Consider the following 20,625-nt stretch of genomic DNA (forward strand, 5'->3'; position numbering starts at 1 on the left):
CTCCATGCTCTATTTCCTGCAGCAGTTCGCAGATGCGGTTCCGGTCTTCAACGTCTTCCGTTACCTCTCTTTCCGGACCGGCGGCGCGATCATCACCGCGCTGTTTTTCGTGTTCCTGTTCGGGCCGGGCATGGTCAATTCGTTGCGCATCCGGCAGGGCAGGGGCCAGCCGATCCGAGAGGACGGGCCGCAAAGCCACCTTCTGACCAAGAAGGGCAAGCCCACAATGGGCGGGCTGATGATCCTTTCGGGGGCGCTGGTTTCGATCCTGCTCTGGGCGGACCTTTCCAACCTTTATGTGTGGGCCGTGCTGCTGGTGACCACCGGCTTCGGGCTGGTCGGGTTCTACGACGATTACCTCAAGGTCAAGCACCAGAACCACAAGGGTTTCGGTGGCAAGCCGCGGTTGGCGATAGAATCCGTTATCGCCATTGTCGCCTGCATGATGATCGCCAGCCAGGCCCCAAATGGCTATGAGCACGCGCTGCTGCTGCCGTTCGTCAAGGATTTGGCGCTCAATCTGGGGCTGTTCTTCTTTATCTTCGGCGCGTTCGTGATCGTGGGCGCGGGCAATGCGGTGAACCTCACCGACGGGCTCGATGGGCTGGCTATCGTTCCGGTGATGATCGCGGCGGCCGCCTTCGGGCTCATCGCATATTTGGTGGGTAACCAGGTCTATTCCGACTATCTGTTCTTGAATTTCGTGCCGGGGACGGGGGAGCTTTCCATCGTCTGCGGGGCGCTGATCGGGGCGGGGCTCGGTTTCCTGTGGTTCAATGCGCCGCCAGCCCAGATCATCATGGGCGATACCGGCTCGCTGTCGCTCGGCGGTGCGTTGGGGACCATCGCGGTGGCGACCAAGCACGAGATCGTTATGGCCATCGTGGGCGGCTTGTTCGTGCTCGAGGCGGTGTCGGTGATCGTGCAGGTGACGTCCTATCGGCTCACCGGCAAGCGCGTGTTCAAGATGGCGCCCATTCACCACCATTTCGAGCATCTAGGGTGGACCGAGAGCCAGATCGTCATCCGCTTCTGGATCATTGCCATGGTGCTGGCGCTGATCGGGCTTTCGTCGCTCAAGCTGCGGTAAAGCAGGCGCGTGAAATCTCGGCAGCTTTGCAGGCATGTCGAATCGCCCTCCGGCTGAGCCTTCGGGTCATCGCGATTTCAATAGACGGCATGGGGCGATGAACGCCTCGTGCTGAATTTGTTAGTATGAAGCGATCATCGCCCCATGCGCTCGGGATTTTGGGCTTATGGCGGCTTCTCGGGCTGGGGATTGTTGGGAAAGCCACCGTTGCCGATGATTTCCCGCTGCCCCTCCGGGTTTCCCTGGTACGACGTGGGAGTGATTGGATTGGTGGTCCGCTCACACCTTTTATCCACATCCGGCCATCTGTCCGCTTTGGGCCTTCCCCACGGCGACCCGTGAGGAACCCGAACCGATCCCGCCCAAACGTTCGTAGCGCTTGCGTCCATATGCGCGGGGTCGTGAGGGGGAGTATGGGGGAAACGCAGGGGGCGGGGATAAGTTTTTTGCACGGGTGTCTGTGGAAGCTCAGCGCCCCCCTCATCCCCGGCCATTCGAGCCCCCGCCTTCGCGAGGGGCAGGCTCCGCTCTCATGGCCTTCTCACCTCCAATCGTGCCACCGGCACGATTGGCCAAAGGACGGTTCGAAGTCTCCCACCAGGGGAGAAGGGGGCTCTTGGGGAGCGCTGGGGATGACAAGCACCGGGTTGGTGTTTACCCCCATTACCCTTCTCCCCTGGTGGGAGAAGGTGGCCGCGAAGCGGTCGGATGAGGGGGCTCGGCCTGTCAGCGGCCACCGGCGGTGATTGTTGAGGCTCAGCGCACCCCTCATCCGTCTCGCCCTTTGGGCGATCCACCTTCTCCCTCAAGGGGAGAAGGGCGATTGGGGGAGCGTTACGGCAAGAATCTCGTCGTTCCTTGTCTCCAGCCTCTCCATCGTCTTCGTTCTCGGACTTGATTCAGGGACGAAGAAGACGAGAGGGGTGCGGGAGAAAGAGCCGGGAGCGGCGCGCATACCTGGCCCCGGGTCAAGCCCGGGGCGACACGGCGGTGAAGAGGTGGTCGAAACGACAGACGTTTGGGGCACCCACCTGTTCTCTCGTCATTGTCGGGCTTGACCCGACAATCCGCAACGCTGCCTGCTGTGTGGGGGAGGTTGGGGGACGCACTTCTGATGAGTGCTTGGAAACCCTGCGGGTCTCCGGGTCGATACCCGGATCAAGTCCGGGGACGAAGACGACGAGGGGGAGAGGGTACGGGAGGAACCACAACGGTGGGGGGCGGCGAGAGAAAGGGAGAGGGAGAGGTTACGGGGAAGATTTGAGAGCGGCGCGGATACCTGGCCCGGGTCAAGCCCGGGGTGACACGGGTGGGGAATGGAGCGAGGGAGAGCGGAGGCACGAGCAGTTTTGGTGGGCACCCAACTCCGCTTGTGGGTGTGGCCCGATAGCTGCGGGGGCGATCGGCGGGAGGTTGGGGAGCCTGGAAACAGGGCGTCCTGGGAGACGCCCTGTTCGTTTCACGCTCTGAGGATCAGATGGGCGTTGCCGAATGGCAGGCCTTGATCGTCGTGGGTGCGGCGGGAAACTTCTTCGAAGCCGAGCGCGTGGTAGAAGGCGCAGGCTTGGGGGTTGTCGAGGTAGACTTCCAGCTCCAGTTCGCCCTTGAGCGCCTTGGCGTGCGCGACCAGGGCGCGGCCGATGCCGAGGCCCTGGCGGTTGGGGGAGACGAAGAGGCCGCCGATGAAATTGTCGAGCAGACTGATGAAGCCGGCTGGTCGATCGTCGGTGCAGGCGACCCAGTTTTCGGCCTTGGGGAGATAGACCGTTTCGATCAAGACACGCTGCTCGCGCAGGCGGGCTTCGCCGATAAAGGGGTGAGCCAGCATGGACGCTTCGAACCAGATGGCCGAAAGCGCTTCGAGATCCGCCGCTTGATAGGCGCGGATCGTTACGTCGATGTTTTTCATGATTTTCCACAAAGAGAATGCATACAGAGACGGCGCCCCAGGGAGGGACGCTGTGAACACACCGCGTTTAGCGGTCGGGATATCAGCCTCTGCGCATAAATCTCCTTGGTTCGAGCGCGACCGGTATAGCGGGTGTTGGCGTTCAGGCCAAGCCATGGTTGCGAAATGGTAACCACTGGGGTGGTAATTCTCGCATTCTGCAACGAGTGTTTCGGATGGGCGGGGGCGGTCCGGACGTTCGCTAGTGATGTGTTGGCCGCGTATCGGAGCCGTGCCTTGACTGCCATTTCAGCCTGGTTCTCCCGTGAACGAAAGACGCCCATCGCCGAATGGTGGTGGACCGTGGACCGCGAATTGCTTTTTGCGCTGGTGGCGCTGATGGGATTCGGGGTGCTGCTGAGCTTTGCGGCGAGCCCGCCGGTGGCCGAACGCATCGGGCTGGGGCCGTGGCACTTCACACAGCGTCATGTGCTGTTCTGCATTCCGGCGCTGGCGGTGATGATCGCCGCCTCGATGATCAACGCCCGATGGGTGCGGGTCGTGGCGCTGGTCACCCTGATTGGCGGCGTGCTGCTGCTGGCGATGACGCTGCGCTACGGCGTGGAGGTCAAGGGCGCGCGGCGTTGGGTGTCGTTCATGGGGCAATCGCTGCAGCCCATCGAATTCGTCAAGCCCGCACTGGCGATCATGTCGGGTTGGTTCATCTCCGAACAGATGAAGCGCAAGGATGTGCCCGGACATCTTCTGGCCATGGCTTCGACCGGACTGGTGATCTGCCTGCTGCTGCTGCAACCCGACCTCGGGCAGACGATCCTGGTTTCGGTGGTCTATGGCGGATTGCTGTTTCTTTCAGGCATGTCCTGGCTGGTGATCGGCGTTCTTGGCGTCGCGGCCGTCGGGTTGATGGTGGTGGCCTATACGTTTTTCCCGCATGTGGCGCGCCGCATCGACTCGTTCATCAGCCCCGAAACCGGCGATAGCTATCAGGCGCAGCGGGCGCTTGAATCCCTGCTCGAAGGCGGTTGGTTCGGGATGGGGCCGGGCGAGGGCATCGCCAAGCGCTACCTGCCGGACGCTCACGCGGACTTCGTGTTCGCCGCCGGTGCGAGCGAGTTCGGCATTCTCTTTTGCCTGATGCTGGTGTGCCTTATCGGGTTTATCGTGATCCGGGCGCTCAATCTGGCGCTGAGCCAGCAGAACCTTTTCAACCGCCTGGCGGCCAGCGCGCTGGCCATCCAGTTCGGGGTGCAGGCGGCGATCAACCTGACGGTCAATCTCAACCTCATTCCGCCCAAGGGGATGACGCTGCCGTTCATCTCCTATGGCGGCACCTCGATGATTGCCATCGGGCTGGGCATGGGGCTATTGCTGGCGCTGACCCGACGCAAGCCGGAGGAAACATTCGCCACCGGCCTGCCGATCCGCAGCGCGCTGAAGAACGGGTAATATGAGCACTTTCGCATTGATGGCCGGCGGAACGGGGGGGCACCTCTTTCCCGCCATGGCGCTGGCCCAGGAACTGGGCCGGCGGGGCCACGACATCCACCTGGTCACTGACGAACGCGTGACCCATTACGGCGCGGAGTTTCCCGCAAGCGGCGTGCATGTGGTGCCCGCTGCGACGCCGTCGATCCGGCATCCGGTCAAGTTCGTCAAAGCCGGTTTCGTGATCCTTGGCGGGATCGGCAAGGCGCGGAAGGTGCTGCGCCAGATCAGGCCGGACGCGGTGGTGGGGTTTGGGGGATATCCGTGCTTCCCGCCCTTCGTGGCGGCGGCGACGATGGGCATTCCGGGCATTCTGCACGAGCAGAACGCGGTGCTGGGGCGCGCGAACCGGGCGCTGGCGCGGTTTGCCAAGGTGCTGGCGATGAGCTTTGCCGAGACGGCGCATGCCGATCGGTTCAAGCTCACCAAAGTGCTCGTCGGCAATCCGGTGCGCGACAGGGTTCGCGGGGTTGCCGGGACGCCTTATCCGGCGCTCGATGGCGAGCGGTCGATCAATATCCTGGTTTTCGGCGGCAGCCAGGGGGCGCGGGCCTTTTCCGATATTGTGCCGGCGGCGATCGCGCAGATGGACGAGCGGTTGCGCCGCAGGCTCAACGTCACCCAGCAATGCCGGGCCGAGGACCTCGACCGGGTGGCCGAAGCCTATCGCGCGGCGCGGGTGAATGTGGAAATGGCCACGTTTTTTGCCGATCTGCCGGAGCGCATCGCGGCCAGCCATCTGGTGATCGGGCGGGCCGGGGCTTCGACGGTCGCCGAATTGGGGGTTCTGGGACGCCCGTCCATCCTCGTGCCGCTGCCCGGATCGCTCGATCAGGACCAGCGCGCCAATGCGCTGGTGATGGAGCGGGCGGGCGGCGCCTGGGTTGCCGACCAGGCCACGCTTTCACCGCAATCTCTTGCAACCCAGCTTCACGATCTTCTGAACGCTCCGGATCGTCTCGCCGCTGCGGCTCAAGCCGCGCAATCGGTGGGCGTGGCCGACGCCGTCGAACGGCTGGCCAATCTCGTCGAGCAAACCGCCAAAGGACAATCATGAACACAAAGATGCCACGCGACATCGGGCCCGTGCACTTCATCGGCATCGGGGGGATCGGGATGAGCGGCATCGCCGAGGTGCTGCACACCCAGCGCTATACGGTGCGGGGATCGGACCAGGCGACCAACGCCAATGTGCAGCGGCTGCAGGCGATGGGCATCGAGGTGATGATCGGGCAGAAGGCCGAGAACATCGGCGACGCGGCTGTGGTGGTCGTCTCCTCGGCCATCAAGAAGGACAATCCCGAACTCAAGGAGGCCCGCGCCAAGGGGCTGCCGATCGTGCGGCGGGCCGAGATGCTGGCCGAGATCATGCGCTTCAAGAACGCCATCGCCATCGGCGGCACGCATGGGAAGACGACGACGACCTCGATGGTGGCGGCGCTGCTCGATGCGGGACAGTTCGACCCCACGGTGATCAATGGCGGGATCATCAACGCCTATGGCACCAATGCTCGGCTGGGGCAGGGCGACTGGATGGTGGTCGAGGCCGACGAGAGCGACGGCACGTTCGTGAAGCTGCCGGCTGATGTGGCGGTGGTCACCAATATCGATCCCGAGCATCTCGACCACTACCACGACTTCGACGGGGTCAAGAAAGCGTTCCGCAATTTCGTCGAGAACGTGCCGTTCTACGGCTTTGCCGTGATGTGCCTCGACCATCCCACAGTGCAGGCGCTGGTGGGCGAGATCGAGGACCGGCGGATGATCACCTATGGGCGCAACCCGCAGGCGGACGTGCGGCTGATCGAGGTTTCCAACGACAACGGCACCAGCCGGTTCTCGGTGGTGATCCGCGACAGGATCAGCGGCAAGACGCGCAAGATCGCCGGGTTGGAGCTGCCCATGCCGGGCATGCACAACGTGCTCAACGCGACGGCGGCGATTGCCGTGGCGCAGGAGCTCAAGATCAGCGACGAGCAGATCAGGGCCGGGCTCAAGGGGTTTGGCGGGGTCAAGCGGCGGTTCACTAAGACTGGGGAGGTCGCGGGGATTACGGTGATCGACGATTACGGGCATCACCCGGTGGAAATATCCTCGGTGCTGCGGGCGGCGCGGCAATCGGCCAAGCGGGACGTGATCGCGGTGGTGCAGCCGCACCGCTATTCGCGGCTTCACGACCTGTTCGACGATTTCTCGGCCTGCTTCAACGAGGCCGACACCGTGCTGGTGGCGCCGGTCTATGCGGCGGGGGAAAGCCCGATCGAGGGCGTGTCGCATACCGAGCTGGTGGATCGCATCAGGGCGCGCGGGCATCGCGATGCGCGGGCGATTGCGGGACCCCAAGAGCTGGCAGGGTTGATCGCGGAACGGGCGAGCGAAGGCGACTATGTGGTGTGCCTGGGGGCGGGGAACATCACGCTCTGGGCGGCGGCGCTGCCCGGTGAACTCGAAGCGGAACTTGCGGGCAAGGCACGGGCCAGCGCATGAGTTTTCCCGATCTTTTGCCGCAGCTTGCCGGATGGATCGGGCAAGTGCGGGGCACGCTGATTGCCAACCATCCGCTCGCCAAGGTGAGCTGGTTCCGCGTGGGCGGGCCGGCGCAGCTTTATTTCGAGCCGGCCGATGAGGCCGATCTTGCGCTGTTCCTCAAGAACCTGCCTGCCGACATCAAGGTGACGGTGATCGGGCTGGGATCGAACCTTCTGATCCGCGACGGCGGGATCGACGGGGTCGTGGTCAAGCTGCCGGCCAAGGCGTTCGGCGGGGTTGAGGTGCTGGAGGGCAATCGCATTCGCGCGGGCGCGGGGCTGCCGGACGTCAAGATCGCGACGGCGGCGGCCAAGGCCGGGGTCGATGGGTTGCAGTTCTTCCGCGGCATTCCGGGAGCCGTTGGTGGCGCGCTCTATATGAATGCCGGGTGTTACGGCACCGAGACGCGCGAACGGGTGGTGAGCCTGCGCGGGGTGACGCGGCAGGGCGAGATCGTCGAGCTGTCCAATGCGGATATGGATTACAGCTATCGCCACTCGAACGGGCCCGAAGGGGTGATCTTCACCTCGGCGGTGTTCGAGGGGGCGCCGGGGGATAGCGAGGAGATCCTTGCCAAGATGCGCGAGATCACCGATCGGCGGGAATCCACCCAGCCGACCAATACGCGCACGGGGGGATCGACGTTCAAGAACCCCGATGGGCTGTCGGCGTGGAAGCTTGTCGATGAGGCCGGGTGCCGGGGACTGCGCATCGGGGATGCGCAAGTGTCGGAGATGCATACGAACTTTCTCATCAATCTCGATGCGGCGAGCGCGCATGACATCGAGACGCTGGGGGAGACAGTGCGCGCCAAGGTGCGGGAAAAGCACGGGATCGAGCTCAACTGGGAAATCCGGCGGATGGGGCATTTCGAGGCCGGGCGCGACGTGCGCGAGTTTCTGGACGGCGAGGTTTTCGCCGGGGTGCAGTAGCCGGCGAGGGTGTGTGTCGCTGACTCAGCGCACCCCTCACCCCAGCCCTCTCCCCTCACGAGGGGAGAGGGGGAAAGTGGCTCCGAGATGGGGCGTGAAATAGCGGGCAGGGCGGATGCGGAAGCGCTGCGCACCCCTCACCCCCGGCCCCTCTCCCTCAAGGGGAGAGGGGGGCGAACGACGCAGGCGAATAGGACAACTAAAGGCGGTGAGTGATGGCCAAACATGTAGCAGTGCTCAAGGGCGGGTGGTCGCATGAGCGCGAGGTGTCGCTTGCCTCGGGAGAGCAGTGCGCCGAGGCGCTGCGCAAGGCGGGCTATGAGGTTACCGAGATCGATATGGGCCGGGACATTGCCGACGTCCTCGGCCGGCTCAAGCCCGATGTGGTGTTCAATGCGCTGCATGGGCGGTTCGGGGAGGATGGGACGATCCAGGGACTGCTGGAGATTCTGGGGATTCCCTATACCCATTCGGGGGTTCTGGCCTCTTCGCTCGCCATGGACAAGCATCAGGCCAAGGTGATGTTCAAGGCGGCGGGGGTCAATGTCACCGACCATGTGATCGCCACGCGCGACGAGATCGCCCGCAGCCATGTGATGGCGCCTCCCTATGTGGTGAAGCCCTATAATGACGGGTCGAGCGTCAACGTCTTCATCGTCAAGGAAGGTCAGGAGCATCCGCCTCAGGAGATCCTGCGCACCGATTGGGACGGGGACGAAGAACTGATGGTGGAGCGGTTCATCCCCGGGCGCGAACTCACATGCGCCGTTATGGGGGATGTGGCGCTGGGGGTGATCGAGGTCGTTACCGACCTGGCATTCTACAACTATGAGGCAAAGTACGCTGCGGGCGGGTCAAATCACGTGCTGCCGGCGCAGGTTTCACCGAAAATTTACGAAAAAGTTCAGAAAATGTCGCTCATGGCGCATGCTGCTTTGGGCTGCCGAGGCGTGTCGCGGAGCGACTTCCGCTACGACCCGCGCGGGGGCGACGACGGCGAACTCGTGTGCCTGGAGATCAATACCCAGCCGGGGATGACCAAGACCTCGCTGGTGCCCGAGTTGGCGGCCCATGCCGGCCATTCGTTCGAAGAGCTGGTGAGCTGGATGGTGGAGGACGCAAGTTGCAACAGGTGAGGCGCAAAGAGTCGTTTACGGCCGCGCCTGCTTCCACCGTCGCGCCGCCGGCGCCGCGCATCGAGCGTCCCGCCCTGCGGGTGGTTTCCAACCTTTCTCCCGTAACGCGCGACCGGGCGCTGGTTCCGGGGCAGGGGCGCGGTATGCTGGTGCCTGTGCGCAGGCGCGGCGGCATGCTGGTCACGCTGGGCAATTGGTGGGTGCTCCACAAGCGCCTGGCGCTGCGCCTCATCACGCTGCTGGTTGCAGCAACCCTGGCTATCGGGGGCTATGTGCTGCGCGAGGATCTGGGGGAAGGGCTTGGGCTGGTCGGCACCCTGATGAACGGCCAGATGGCCGATGTCGGATTCTCCATCGCCAGCATAGAGATCAACGGGCTCTCGCTCACCCGCGAGGCCGATGTGGCGCATGCGCTGGGTATCGAGGCGGGGTCGTCCAGCCTTGGGTTCGATATCGCCGCGGCGCGGCTGCGGGTGGAGGAAATTCCCTCGGTGGACGAAGCGACGATCCGCAAGGTCTATCCGAATTCACTGGTAGTCTCGATCACCGAGAAAGAGCCGATGGCCCGCTGGCGGATCGACGGCGCGACGATGCTGATCGACGGTTCGGGTTCGCCCATCGCGCCGGCAAGCGTCGAAAACGGCGATCTGCCGCTGGTGATCGGCGAGGGCGCCGGGGACGATGCGATGGCGATGATCAACCTCGTCAACCGTTACCCCGACCTGACGTTCGACCTGGCGGCGCTCAACCGGGTGGCCGACCGGCGTTGGGACCTGATCTTTTATTCCGGCCTGCGCGTGCAGCTTCCCGAAACCGGGGTGGTCGATGCGCTGAGCCGGCTCAACGACTATCAATTGGAGCACCAGGTGCTGCAGCGCGATCTCGACCTGATCGACATGCGCGTGGCGCAATATGTGGCCGTGCGGCCGACGGTTCGCGAAGAAGAAGATGACAGCCAATGATGACCTCTGCGATGACAGCGCGTTTGAAGCCGGTGCAGCCCGGGCGGTCCTCGCTTGTGACGGTGCTCGACATCGGTTCGACCAAGATCTGCTGTGTAATCGCCCGGCTGGTGCCAAGGCCCGAGGGTAGGGCCCTGCGGGGGCGCACCCATGTGGCCGAAATTATCGGCTTTGGCTACGGGCCCTCGGCGGGGGTCAAGAGCGGGGTGGTGACCGATCTCGACAAGGCCGAGCAGGCGATCCGTTCCGTGGTTGGCATGGCTGAGCGTGCGGCGGGGATCACCGTGCAATCGGTGGTGGTGAACGTCACCGCCGGACGGCTGGGCTCGGAGACGTTTTCGGCGAGCGTGTCGCTGGACGGCCATGAGGTGGAGCCCGCCGATATTTCGCGCGTGCTGATCGCGGTCAACGAGCGCAGCGTGCGCGAGGAGCGCTCGATCATCCACGCGCTGCCGATCGGCTATGCGCTGGACGGGCAGAAGGGCGTTCGCGATCCGCGCGGCATGGTGGGTGAGACGCTGGGCGTCGATGTTGCGGTGATTTCCGCCGAAACGCTGGCCATGCGCAACATCGAACTGGCGCTCAACAAATGTCATCTCGAAGTCGAAGCGCTGATGGCGACGCCCTATGCGTCGGGGCTGGCGACGCTGGTGGACGACGAGGCCGATCTTGGGGTCGCCTGTATCGACATGGGCGGCGCGACGACGACGGTATCGGTGTTTGCCGACGGGCATCTGGTTTACGCCGACGCCCTGGCGATCGGCGGGCATCACATTACGCTCGATATCGCGCGGCAGCTTTCGGTGAGCGTGGCCGATGCCGAACGGCTCAAGACGCTCTACGGCTCTTGCCTGCCGGGGCAGACCGACGAGACTGACGTGATCACGGTGATGCCGATCGGCGCCAACTCCCATGAATCGCCCAATTCGATATCGCGCGAGATGCTGACACAGGTGATCCGGCCGCGCGTCGAGGAAATCCTCGAGGCGATCCGCGACAGGATGCAGGCGACGGGAATGATGGACATTTCGGGCCGGCGGTTCGTCCTCACCGGCGGCGGATCGGACCTCACCGGTTTGCCTGAATTGGCGCGGCGCATGCTGGCGCGCAACGTGCGCAACGGGCGTCCGCTGGGCGTTTCCGGGTTGCCCGATCGCGCCAAGGGGCCGGCTTTTGCGACGGTGGCGGGCATGCTGGTCTATCCGCAGGTGTGCGGAGCCGAATATGTGCAACCGCGCCCGACCCGCAAGATCACCGGATCGGACGGCTATCTCGCCAGGGTGGGAAGCTGGCTCAAGTCGGGCTTCGTGTAGGTCAGGTTCTTCCTCTGCATGGCGTACGGGGTGGCAGGGACTTGAGGCGATCCCTGCCGCTGACGTGTTGCAACCTAGGCAATCGAGGGGAACCGCCCGGAGTTGGGATCATTGGTCCGATGTGGTTGGGGCAGTGGCCGGCATGGCCGCGTGAATTGACACCAACATTTCGGAGGACCGGATTCATGAAGCTCCTTACGGTTGCGGCAGTGGCAAGCTGTGCGCTCCTGGCGTCTCCTGCGTTTGCGCAGGAGCAGACCGCCACCGCCACTTTCATTGATGCAGAAGGGCAGGAGGTTGGAACGGCGAACCTGACCGGGACGCCCAAGGGCGTGCTGATCGAAGTGGAGGCCACAGGCCTGCCGGCCGATCAATGGGTCGCCTTTCACGTGCACGAGACGGGCACGTGCGATCACGAAACCGATCATGAATCGGCCGGCGAGCACTTTAATCCCGCCGATGTCGAGCATGGGTATCTCACCGAAACCGGTCCGCATGCCGGGGATATGCCGAACCAGTATGTGAACGCCGAGGGAACCCTCAACGCGCATGTGTTCAATTCGCTCGTGACCCTCGATGAGGGCGAAGCGGGGATAATGGGACGCGCGCTGATGATCCACGGGGGTGGGGACGACTATCAGAGCCAGCCCTCGGGTGATGCGGGCGACAGGATCGCCTGCGCGGTGATCGAATAAGGCGAGTGGCTGCGGGAAGCTCCCGCAGCCCTTCGGGCTATTCGCCGCGATAGGCCTTTTCCAGATCGGCGACGATCAGCTTTTTCATGCCGAGCATGGCCTTTGTGGCGCGCTGGGCGCCGGCGGGATCGCTGCCGGTGACCGTCCGATAGAGCGCCTTGGGCACGATTTGCCAGGAGACGCCGAACTTGTCCTTGACCCAGCCGCACTGGCTTTCGGCGCCTCCGCCCTGGGTGAGCTTGTCCCAATAATAGTCGACCTCGGCCTGGTCCTCGCAATTGATGATGAAGGATATGGCCTCGGAGAACTTGAAGTGCGGACCGCCATTGATGGCGTTGAAGCGCTGGCCGAGGAGTTCGAAATCGCCGGTCATCACCTTGCCGGGCTCACCCATGCCACCTTCGGGATAGCGGGCGGTGCCGTGAATCTTGGTGTCGGGGAATACGGAAGCGTAAAATTCCATCGCTTCCTCGAGATTGTCGTCGAACCACAGGCTCGGGGTAATCCTGGACATTGTCGTTCCTCCTAAAGAACCGAAAAGTTATATTCTTATTTGGTTATATAGTAGGGCGCACGAATGTCAAGCGGCATATAAATCGTTGCGGGCAAATCATGCTTAACGTGCGGTGACTTTGTGGCTGTCAAGCCTCGCATTTTGCAGCGTGGTTAACGAAATCGGTAGAGTTGTTAGGGTCCGGTTAACGAATTGAGCGCTACATCTTGCCCATACAGCCACTATGGGGCCAGAGATGACAATCAACCTTCAGATTCCGGGAATCCAAGAACTTAAGCCGAGAATCACCGTCTTTGGCGTCGGTGGTGCAGGCGGCAACGCGGTTAACAACATGATTAATTCGGGGCTGGAAGGCGTCGAATTCGTTGTGGCCAATACCGACGCGCAGGCGCTGGCGCTCTCCCGCGCGCAGCGCGTGATCCAGCTCGGGGTCGGGGTGACCGAAGGGCTCGGCGCCGGATCGCACCCCGAAGTGGGACGTGCCGCCGCGGAAGAAAGCTTTGACGAGCTTAACGACCATCTCTCCGGTTCGCACATGGTGTTCATCACTGCCGGTATGGGCGGTGGCACGGGGACCGGCGCGGCGCCCGTCGTGGCGCGCGCGGCTCGCGAGCAGGGCATCCTGACGGTCGGCGTGGTGACCAAGCCCTTCCAGTTCGAAGGCAATCGCCGCATGAAACTGGCTGACGAGGGTATCGATGAGCTGCATCGTCATGTCGATACGCTGATCGTCATTCCCAACCAGAACCTTTTCCGTGTGGCCAACGAAAAGACCACCTTTGCCGACGCATTCGCGATGGCCGACGAGGTGTTGTTCTCGGGCGTTGCCTGCATCACCGATCTGATGGTCAAGGAAGGCCTCATCAACCTCGACTTCGCCGACGTGCGCGCCGTGATGCGCGGCATGGGCAAGGCGATGATGGGGACCGGCGAGGCCGAGGGTGAAGATCGTGCCCGTCACGCCGCCGAGGCGGCGATCGCCAATCCGCTGCTCGACGATGTCTCGATGCAGGGCGCGCGCGGCCTGTTGATCTCGATCACTGGCGGCAAGGACATGACGCTTTACGAAGTCGACGAAGCCGCTTCGCGCATCCGCGAGGAGGTCGACTCCGACGCCAACATCATCCTGGGCGCAACGTTCGACGAGTCGCTTCAGGGCAAGGTTCGCGTTTCGGTGGTCGCTACGGGCACCGATGCACTGATGGTGCAGGCCCTTGATCCGGTTAAGCCCAATGCAGCGCGTCAGCCGCTTCAGGCCCGCCGTCCCGCCGAAGGCCAGCCTCAGCCCCAAGCTGCCGCTCCGGCCCAGGCGCCCCGCGCCGAGCAGCCTGCTCCGGCCGCTGCGGACATGAGCGACGATCAGTTCGAAGCCGCCGTGGCCCAGGCGATCAAGACCGGCAATCCGGCTCCTGCCGCTCAGCAGCCGGTCGAAGACAGCGGCGTCACGATCGAGCCCTATACGCCGGCAGCGCCCGTGCGTCAGCCGGTGGAAGAGACCCAGCGTGCTCCGGAAGCCGCGATGCCCCGGCCCTATGTGCCTTCGGGTGCCGAGCGGCCTCAGCTCCAGCGCCGTGTTGTCCGTCCGGACGATCTGCCGCCGGTCGCCCGCGCGCAGATGGAGCAGCCGCGCAGCGAGGAGCCGCGCAATGCCCGGGCCCTGTTCCGCCGGCTTGCGTCCAATGTGGGGCTGAATCTCGGCGGTGAAGCCGAGCCTCAGGCCGAACCGGAACGCGTGCAGCCCCAGTTTGACGATGCCGCGGCGCGCAGCGCCATCGAGGCAGCCAGCCCCCGTCCGGCCGCTCCGCGTCCCCAGGCCGAGGGTGCCGCGGGACATCTCGACGCACATGGCCGGGCCCCGGCGCGGGCTCCGCAAAAGGAGCAGCTTGAAATTCCGGCGTTTCTCAAACGCCACGGTTGATCCAAAATCTGGTGTTAAAGCTTGAATCGGCCTGACGTTACTTTTACGTCAGGCCGATCTTCGTTAGTAAGGCGATTGGGCCGCCGACCAACCAGAAGGGCCCGGAGTACCGATGAAAAACCCGACCGTGCGCCAGTGCACGCTGACCCGTCCGGCTGAGTTCGCCGGAATCGGCGTTCACAACGGCCAGCCTTCACGCCTTACGATCAAGCCAGCTTCCGCCGACAGCGGGTATACGCTGACGCGAATCGCGGAAGATGGAACAGTTCTGGGCAGCGCCAGAATCGATCATGCGCGGGTCAGCCGTACGTCGCTGTGCACCGTGATCGATCTCGGTCAATCGATCAGCGTCGCCACGGTCGAGCACGTGCTTTCCGCGCTCAACGGGCTGGGCATCGACAATGCCGAGATCGTGGTGACCGGCGAGGAGTGCCCGATCATCGACGGCAGCGCCGAACCGTTCGTCGATGCGGTGCTCGATGCGGGGATTTCGGTCCAGGCCCAGCGCAAGAAATTCATCCGCATCCTGCGCTCGGTGACGGTGCGCGACAACGATGCATTCGCCATGCTGGAGCCTTACAATGGGCGGGCGTTCGATGTGGAGATCGACTTCAACTCCAAGGTGATCGGTCGCCAGCGGATGATCTTCGATTGGTCGCCGCGCAAATTCGCCATCCAGGTGGCGCCGGCCCGCACCTTCGGTTTCGTCGCGCAGGCCAAGGTGTTGCGTCAGGCGGGATATGCGTTGGGCTCGAGCCTCGAGAACTCGATCGCCATCGAGGAAGAAAAAATCGTCAATCCCGATGGGTTGCGATTCGAGGACGAGTTCGTGCGTCACAAGCTGCTCGACGCGGTCGGCGATCTGGCACTGGCCGGGCTGCCTATCTACGGCCGGTTCCGGTCCTATAAGGGCGGGCACGGCCTCAACGCGCTGGTGCTCAAGTCGCTGTTTGCCAGCGAAGCCAATTTCGAGATCATGGAAGCCGATACGCTGCCGCTCGAAATGGAAGCGCTTGGCGATTTGCCCGACAGGCTGTCAGTGGAGCCCTACTTGCGCTCTATCGGCTGAATAGGCCATAAACCCCGTCACAGTTTTGGACATATTCCTCGCTAGCGGGGAGCATGGACGTGCGGGTCACGGCTTTCGCCGGGCCATGAGAGAACGGAGTATTTCGTGAATATCATAGCCAGACAGAGCAAGACGCCCGTGCTTTTGCGGATGACGGCTGCCATTGCCATGGTGGGCGTCCTCGCCGCCTGTTCGCCCATGAGCATGTTCTCGCGCCAGGACGAGGAACCGCTGGTTCCGCCCGATCAGCTCTATGCGAGCGCGCTCGAGAACATGGAAAACGACCGCTATAATGCGGCAATCGAAGATCTCGAGACGCTGGAGCGGCAGAATCCGTTCTCGGACGTCAATGAGCGGGCCAGGGTCATGCTGACCTTTGCGAACTTCCGGTCCGGACGGTTTGAAGAAGCGGTGTTGGCGGCGGACCGGTTCCTGGCACTTTACCCCAGATCCTCGGAAGTGCCCTATGTGCTGTTCCTCAAGGGCAGTGCGTATTATCAGCAGATCACCGACATCACGCGCGATCAGGAACTTGCGGCGAACGCCATCGAGACGTTCACCCAGCTCCAGTCTGCCTATCCCGATTCCCGATATGCCGAGGAATCGCGCCAAATGCTGCTGGTTTCGCGCGACCAGGTGGCCGGCAAGGAGATGAGCGTCGGCCGCTATTATCTCGGCAATGGCCGCCATACGGCCGCGATCAATCGTTTCCGGGTGGTGGTCGAGGAGCACGAGACCAGTACGCATGTCGAAGAGGCGCTTTACCGCCTTATCGAAGCCTATCTCGCCATTGGGCTGGTCGGCGAAGCACAGACCGCCGCTGCGGTGCTGGGCACCAATTATCCCAGTTCGGAATGGTATCAGCGCGGCTTTGCCCTGTTGCAGAGCCAGGGGCTTTCGCCGCAGATGATGACCGGGAACTGGATGTCGGACTGACCGGCCGCACCCTGATCATGAGACGCCCCGGCATATCGCCGGGGCGTTTTCGTATCGGCTTGCCGGTATTGAGATGTTCCTGTAATGTTCTAGTGGTTAAACTGTGGATCGCAGCGCTGAACGGACGCAAGCGGTTTGCACGGTGAGGCGCGGGCGGAGTAAAACGGACGCCGCAACCATCATGGGAGCTGCTGGGGCGATGCTGAATACGCTGTCGGTCCGCAATATTGTTCTGATCGATCAGCTCGATCTCGCCTTTGAGAGCGGCCTTACGGTTCTCACCGGCGAGACCGGCGCGGGCAAATCCATCCTGCTCGATGCGCTCACCCTGGCGCTGGGCGGGCGGGGCGACGCGGCGCTGGTGCGCGAGGGAACCGAGAGCGGGCAGGTGGTTGCCGTGCTGACGCTGCCCGAACAGCATCCGGCGCGGGTGCTGTTGCGCGAAAACGAGATCGCCGATGACGCCGAAATCATTCTCCGGCGGGTTCAGCACGCGGACGGGCGTACGCGCGCCTTCATCAACGATCAGCCGGTTTCGGCCGGGCTGCTCAAATCGGTGGGCGCCCTGCTGGTAGAAATCCACGGGCAGCATGACGACCGTGCGCTGATCGACGCGGCGACGCACCGGACGCTGCTGGACAGTTTCGGTGGATATGAGACCGAACTGGCTGCGGTTTCCAATGCACACGCAAGATTGGTCGCGGCGCAAAAGGCCGTGGACGTGCAGCGGGCGCGGGTCGAGCAGGCGGCGCGCGACGAGGAATATGCGCGCCATGTGATCGAGGAACTTTCCGCGCTCAAACCCGAGCCGGGGGAGGAGGAAAGCCTTTCGGAGCGCCGGCAATGGCTGATGGGGCTCGAAAAGGCGGCGGGCGAAGTCAACGACGCCGATGAAATCCTCAACGGCACCAATGCTCCCGGCCCTGTGCTTGCCATGCTGCTGCGGCGGCTGACGCGGAAATCGGAGGCCGAAGCCGCGCTTTTCGCGCCCATGGCCGAGGCCGTGGATCAGGCGCTGGTGGCGCTCGATACGGCAAGCGAGGCGCTCGATGCCATCCGGCGGGAGATGGCGTTCGATCCGCGTGAGCTCGAACAGGTCGAGGAGCGGCTGTTCGCCCTGCGCGCGGCGGCGCGCAAGCATCAGGTCGAGTGTGACGCGCTGCCCGAGGTGCTGGCCAAATATGCGGCCGATATCGAGGCGCTGGAATCGGGAGCCGAGACGTTGGCGGTGCTCGAAGCGGACCTCAAAGCCGCCGATGGCGAGTATCGCAAGACCGCCGGCGTTTTGAGCAAGGCGCGGGAAAAGGCGGCATCGGCGTTGAGCAAGGCTGTCGAGGCGGAACTTCCCGATCTCAAGCTGGGGTCGGCACGATTTATCGTCGACCGGCAAGTCGATGCCGAGCGGGTGTCGGCGCAGGGGTTCGATCAGATCGCCTTCCATGTACAGACCAATCCAGGGACTTCGCCCGGCCCGATGATGAAGGTCGCCTCGGGAGGCGAGCTGTCGCGCTTCCTGCTGGCATTGAAGGTGGTGCTGGCCGATAAGGGGTCGGTGCCGGTGCTGATCTTCGACGAAATCGATACCGGTGTCGGCGGCGCGGTGGCCGATGCGATCGGCAAGCGTCTGGCGCGGCTGGCGCAATCGGTGCAGGTGTTGACGGTGACCCATGCGCCGCAGGTGGCGGCGCGGGCAGCCACGCATCTTTTGATCGAAAAACAGGCGATTGAGGAGGGGGCGTTCATGCGTACGCATGTGAGTCCGCTCGATTCCGAGACGCGTGGCGAAGAGGTTGCGCGCATGCTGGCCGGGGCGACGATTACCGACGAGGCGCGGGCGGCGGCCAAGCGGCTGATGCGCGAAGTTGGGGTTTGAGTGAGGGGTTTTCGATGAGTGTGGATGTGCCGGTGAACGAGCTGTCTTTGGAGGATGCCAAGGCCGAGCTCGACAGGCTGCATGCGCTGATCGAAAAGGCGGACAAGGCCTACTATCAGGAAGACGCGCCCGAGATCACCGATGCTCAGTATGACGCGGCGCGGCGGCGTTACGCCGAGATCGAAGCGGGTTTTCCCGAACTGCGGCGGACCGATTCAGTCTCCGACCGGGTGGGCGCGGCTCCGGTCGAGGGGTTTGCCAAGGTGCGGCACGCCGTGCCCATGCTTTCGCTGGGCAATGCGTTCGATGACGAGGACGTCGCCGATTTCGTGCGGCGCGGGCGGAAATTCTTCGAGCGTGACAAGGATATCGAACTCGCCTTCACCGCCGAGCCCAAGATCGACGGACTGTCGGCGTCGCTGCGTTATGAAGACGGGACTTTCGTGCGCGGGGCGACGCGTGGCGATGGCACCGAGGGCGAGGATATCACCGAGAATTTGAGGACCATCGCGCAGGTGCCCAAGCAGCTTTCCGGCAACGGATGGCCGCGCGTGCTGGAGGTGCGGGGCGAGGTTTATATGACCCATGCCGATTTCGCGGCGCTCAAGGAGCGTTCGGCGGCCGAGGGCGGGCAGGATTATGTCAATCCGCGCAATACTGCGGCGGGTTCGCTGCGGCAGAAGGACCCCTCGGTCACGGCCAAGCGGAACCTCAAATTCTTCGCCTATGGCTGGGGCGAGGTGAGCGAACCGATCGCCGACACGCAGTATGAAGCGGTTCAAAAGCTCGGCGAGTGGGGATTTACCATCAACCCGCTGATGATCCGCACGACGAGCGTTGAAGAGATGATTGGCCATTATCGGGCGATCGAAGCGCAGCGGGCGACGTTGGGCTACGATATCGATGGGGTGGTCTATAAGCTGGACCGGCTCGACCTGCAGCAGCGTTGGGGATTCGTCGCTCGGGCGCCGCGCTGGGCGATCGCGCACAAATTCCCTGCCGAGCAGGCGACCACCATCCTGCACAAGATCGATATCCAGGTGGGCCGGACGGGCACGTTGACACCGGTGGCGCGGCTGCAGCCGGTGACGGTGGGGGGCGTGGTGGTGGAAAACGCCACGCTGCACAACGAGGATTATATCGCCGGGCGCGATAGCACCGGCGCGCCTATCCGTGATGGCTACGATATTCGCGAGGGCGATACGGTGATCGTGCAGCGGGCGGGGGACGTCATTCCGCAGATCGTCGCCATCGTGCCCGAAAAGCGCCCGGCCGACGCGCAGCCCTATGTCTTTCCCGAGCGCTGCCCGATCTGCGACTCCGAGGCGGTGCGCGAGACCAATCCCAAGACCGGCAAGCTCGATGCGCGGCGGCGGTGTACGGGCGAATTGATCTGTCCGGCCCAGCAGGTGGAAAACCTGCGCCATTTCGTGGCGCGCGATGCGATGGATATCGACGGGTTCGGGGCTGAAAATGTCGATCTGTTCTATTCCGAAGAGCTGATTCGGACACCGGCCGATATTTTCACCCTGCACCAAAAACGCGATGCGGTGCAGGCGGCCCTGTTCAAACGCCGCGAGCAGCATGCGGCCGAGCGCGAGCGCGCCACGGGCAAGGTGCGCAAGAATGTGCGGGCCGCCGAACAGCGCAACTATGCCGGGCTGGACAAGCTCTTGGCTGCCATCGACGCGCGGCGTGAGCCCGAGCTGGACCGGTTCATTTTCGCGCTCGGCATCCGCCATGTGGGCGAAACTACTGCAGCGCTGTTCGCCAAGGCGTTCGGAAATTTCCAGACTTTCCGTGAGGCGGCTTACAGGGCGGGCAATGGTGACGAAGACGCGCGCGGATCACTGATCGGGATCGATGGGATCGGCGATACGGTGGTCCAATCCGTCTGCGCGTTTTTTGCCAATGAGCGTAATGAAAGCGCCATCGACGCGCTGCTCAATGAGGTCAGGCCGAAAGATTATGTGGTGACGATTTCGGCCGATAGCGTGGTTGCGGGCAAGACCGTGGTGTTTACCGGCAGTCTTGAACGCATGTCGCGCACCGAGGCCAAGGCCATGGCTGAGCGGTTGGGGGCAAAGGTTTCCGGGTCGGTTTCGGCCAAGACCGATCTGGTGGTGGCCGGGCCGGGAGCGGGCAGCAAGCTCAAGCAGGCCGAAAGTCTAGGGGTAGAAGTGATTTCCGAAGACGAGTGGTTCACGCGCACGGGGCAGGGATGATGTTTTCAAGGCTCGCCACACTATTGGCTTTTTGGTTGG

Annotated in this window: 16 protein-coding genes; 14 read left to right on the plus strand and 2 right to left on the minus strand. The window is 63.5% G+C overall.

Going from position 1 to position 20,625, the window contains the following annotated elements; genetic code table 11:
- Positions 1–4 precede the first annotated feature (4 nt).
- Positions 5–1,090, plus strand: a complete 1,086-nt coding sequence (gene mraY, locus NO934_RS13900) for a phospho-N-acetylmuramoyl-pentapeptide-transferase (RefSeq protein ID WP_309160564.1) — start codon at positions 5–7, stop codon at positions 1,088–1,090.
- Positions 1,091–2,549: 1,459 nt separating this feature from the next.
- On the opposite strand, the gene NO934_RS13905 is transcribed toward mraY, so the two are convergent.
- Positions 2,550–2,999, minus strand: a complete 450-nt coding sequence (locus tag NO934_RS13905) for a GNAT family N-acetyltransferase (protein WP_309160565.1) — start codon at positions 2,997–2,999, stop codon at positions 2,550–2,552.
- 276 nt (positions 3,000–3,275) lie between these two features.
- Here NO934_RS13905 and NO934_RS13910 point away from each other — a divergent pair, with 276 nt between their 5' ends.
- The 8 genes from NO934_RS13910 (at position 3,276) to NO934_RS13945 (ending at position 12,051) form a co-directional block, all read left to right on the plus strand.
- A complete protein-coding gene (locus tag NO934_RS13910) occupies positions 3,276–4,445 on the plus strand; it encodes a putative peptidoglycan glycosyltransferase FtsW (protein ID WP_309160566.1) in 1,170 nt (389 codons plus the stop codon).
- Position 4,446: 1 nt separating this feature from the next.
- Positions 4,447–5,541, plus strand: a complete 1,095-nt coding sequence (gene murG / locus NO934_RS13915) for an undecaprenyldiphospho-muramoylpentapeptide beta-N-acetylglucosaminyltransferase (RefSeq protein ID WP_309160567.1) — start codon at positions 4,447–4,449, stop codon at positions 5,539–5,541.
- On the plus strand, positions 5,538–6,971 hold the full coding sequence (murC, locus tag NO934_RS13920) for a UDP-N-acetylmuramate--L-alanine ligase (protein ID WP_309160568.1): 1,434 nt from the start codon (positions 5,538–5,540) through the stop codon (positions 6,969–6,971). Before murG ends, murC begins: the two co-directional genes overlap by 4 nt.
- Positions 6,968–7,945: a UDP-N-acetylmuramate dehydrogenase gene (gene murB / locus NO934_RS13925; RefSeq protein ID WP_309160569.1), complete on the plus strand. Its 978-nt coding sequence runs from the start codon at positions 6,968–6,970 to the stop codon at positions 7,943–7,945. The genes murC and murB overlap by 4 nt, the downstream gene beginning before the upstream one ends.
- Positions 7,946–8,160: 215 nt before the next feature.
- Complete coding sequence (locus NO934_RS13930) at positions 8,161–9,081, plus strand: D-alanine--D-alanine ligase (protein ID WP_309160570.1); 921 nt, start codon at positions 8,161–8,163, stop codon at positions 9,079–9,081.
- Positions 9,078–10,043: a cell division protein FtsQ/DivIB gene (locus NO934_RS13935; protein WP_309160571.1), complete on the plus strand. Its 966-nt coding sequence runs from the start codon at positions 9,078–9,080 to the stop codon at positions 10,041–10,043. The genes NO934_RS13930 and NO934_RS13935 overlap by 4 nt, the downstream gene beginning before the upstream one ends.
- Complete coding sequence (gene ftsA, locus NO934_RS13940; protein WP_309160572.1) at positions 10,040–11,356, plus strand: cell division protein FtsA; 1,317 nt, start codon at positions 10,040–10,042, stop codon at positions 11,354–11,356. Before NO934_RS13935 ends, ftsA begins: the two co-directional genes overlap by 4 nt.
- 185 nt (positions 11,357–11,541) lie before the next feature.
- Positions 11,542–12,051 carry a superoxide dismutase family protein gene (locus NO934_RS13945; protein ID WP_309160573.1) on the plus strand — a complete coding sequence of 170 codons (510 nt, stop codon included), beginning with the start codon at positions 11,542–11,544 and terminating at the stop codon, positions 12,049–12,051.
- 37 nt (positions 12,052–12,088) lie between these two features.
- Here the strand turns inward: NO934_RS13945 and NO934_RS13950 are convergent, their stop codons facing one another.
- Entirely contained in the window at positions 12,089–12,565 is a 477-nt protein-coding gene (locus NO934_RS13950) for a VOC family protein (protein WP_309160574.1), read from the minus strand.
- A gap of 235 nt (positions 12,566–12,800) precedes the next feature.
- Between NO934_RS13950 and ftsZ the strand changes: the two genes are divergently transcribed.
- The 5 genes from ftsZ (at position 12,801) to ligA (ending at position 20,586) form a co-directional block, all read left to right on the plus strand.
- The gene (ftsZ, locus tag NO934_RS13955) at positions 12,801–14,483 is read left to right on the plus strand and encodes a cell division protein FtsZ (RefSeq protein WP_309160575.1); all 1,683 of its coding nucleotides are present in this window, start codon (positions 12,801–12,803) and stop codon (positions 14,481–14,483) included.
- A gap of 112 nt (positions 14,484–14,595) precedes the next feature.
- A complete protein-coding gene (lpxC, locus tag NO934_RS13960) occupies positions 14,596–15,552 on the plus strand; it encodes a UDP-3-O-acyl-N-acetylglucosamine deacetylase (RefSeq protein WP_309160576.1) in 957 nt (318 codons plus the stop codon).
- A gap of 105 nt (positions 15,553–15,657) precedes the next feature.
- Positions 15,658–16,488, plus strand: coding sequence for an outer membrane protein assembly factor BamD (locus NO934_RS13965; protein ID WP_309160577.1), 831 nt, complete (start codon positions 15,658–15,660; stop codon positions 16,486–16,488).
- A 199-nt stretch (positions 16,489–16,687) separates the two neighbouring features.
- Positions 16,688–18,361 (plus strand): DNA repair protein RecN, encoded by a 1,674-nt coding sequence (recN, locus tag NO934_RS13970; protein WP_309160578.1) that lies wholly within the window; start codon positions 16,688–16,690, stop codon positions 18,359–18,361.
- A 14-nt stretch (positions 18,362–18,375) separates the two neighbouring features.
- On the plus strand, positions 18,376–20,586 hold the full coding sequence (gene ligA / locus NO934_RS13975) for an NAD-dependent DNA ligase LigA (RefSeq protein WP_309160579.1): 2,211 nt from the start codon (positions 18,376–18,378) through the stop codon (positions 20,584–20,586).
- The last annotated feature ends 39 nt before the right edge of the window (positions 20,587–20,625 follow it).

The sequence above is a fragment of the Pelagibacterium sp. H642 genome (genome assembly GCF_031202855.1).
Classification (GTDB): domain Bacteria; phylum Pseudomonadota; class Alphaproteobacteria; order Rhizobiales; family Devosiaceae; genus Pelagibacterium.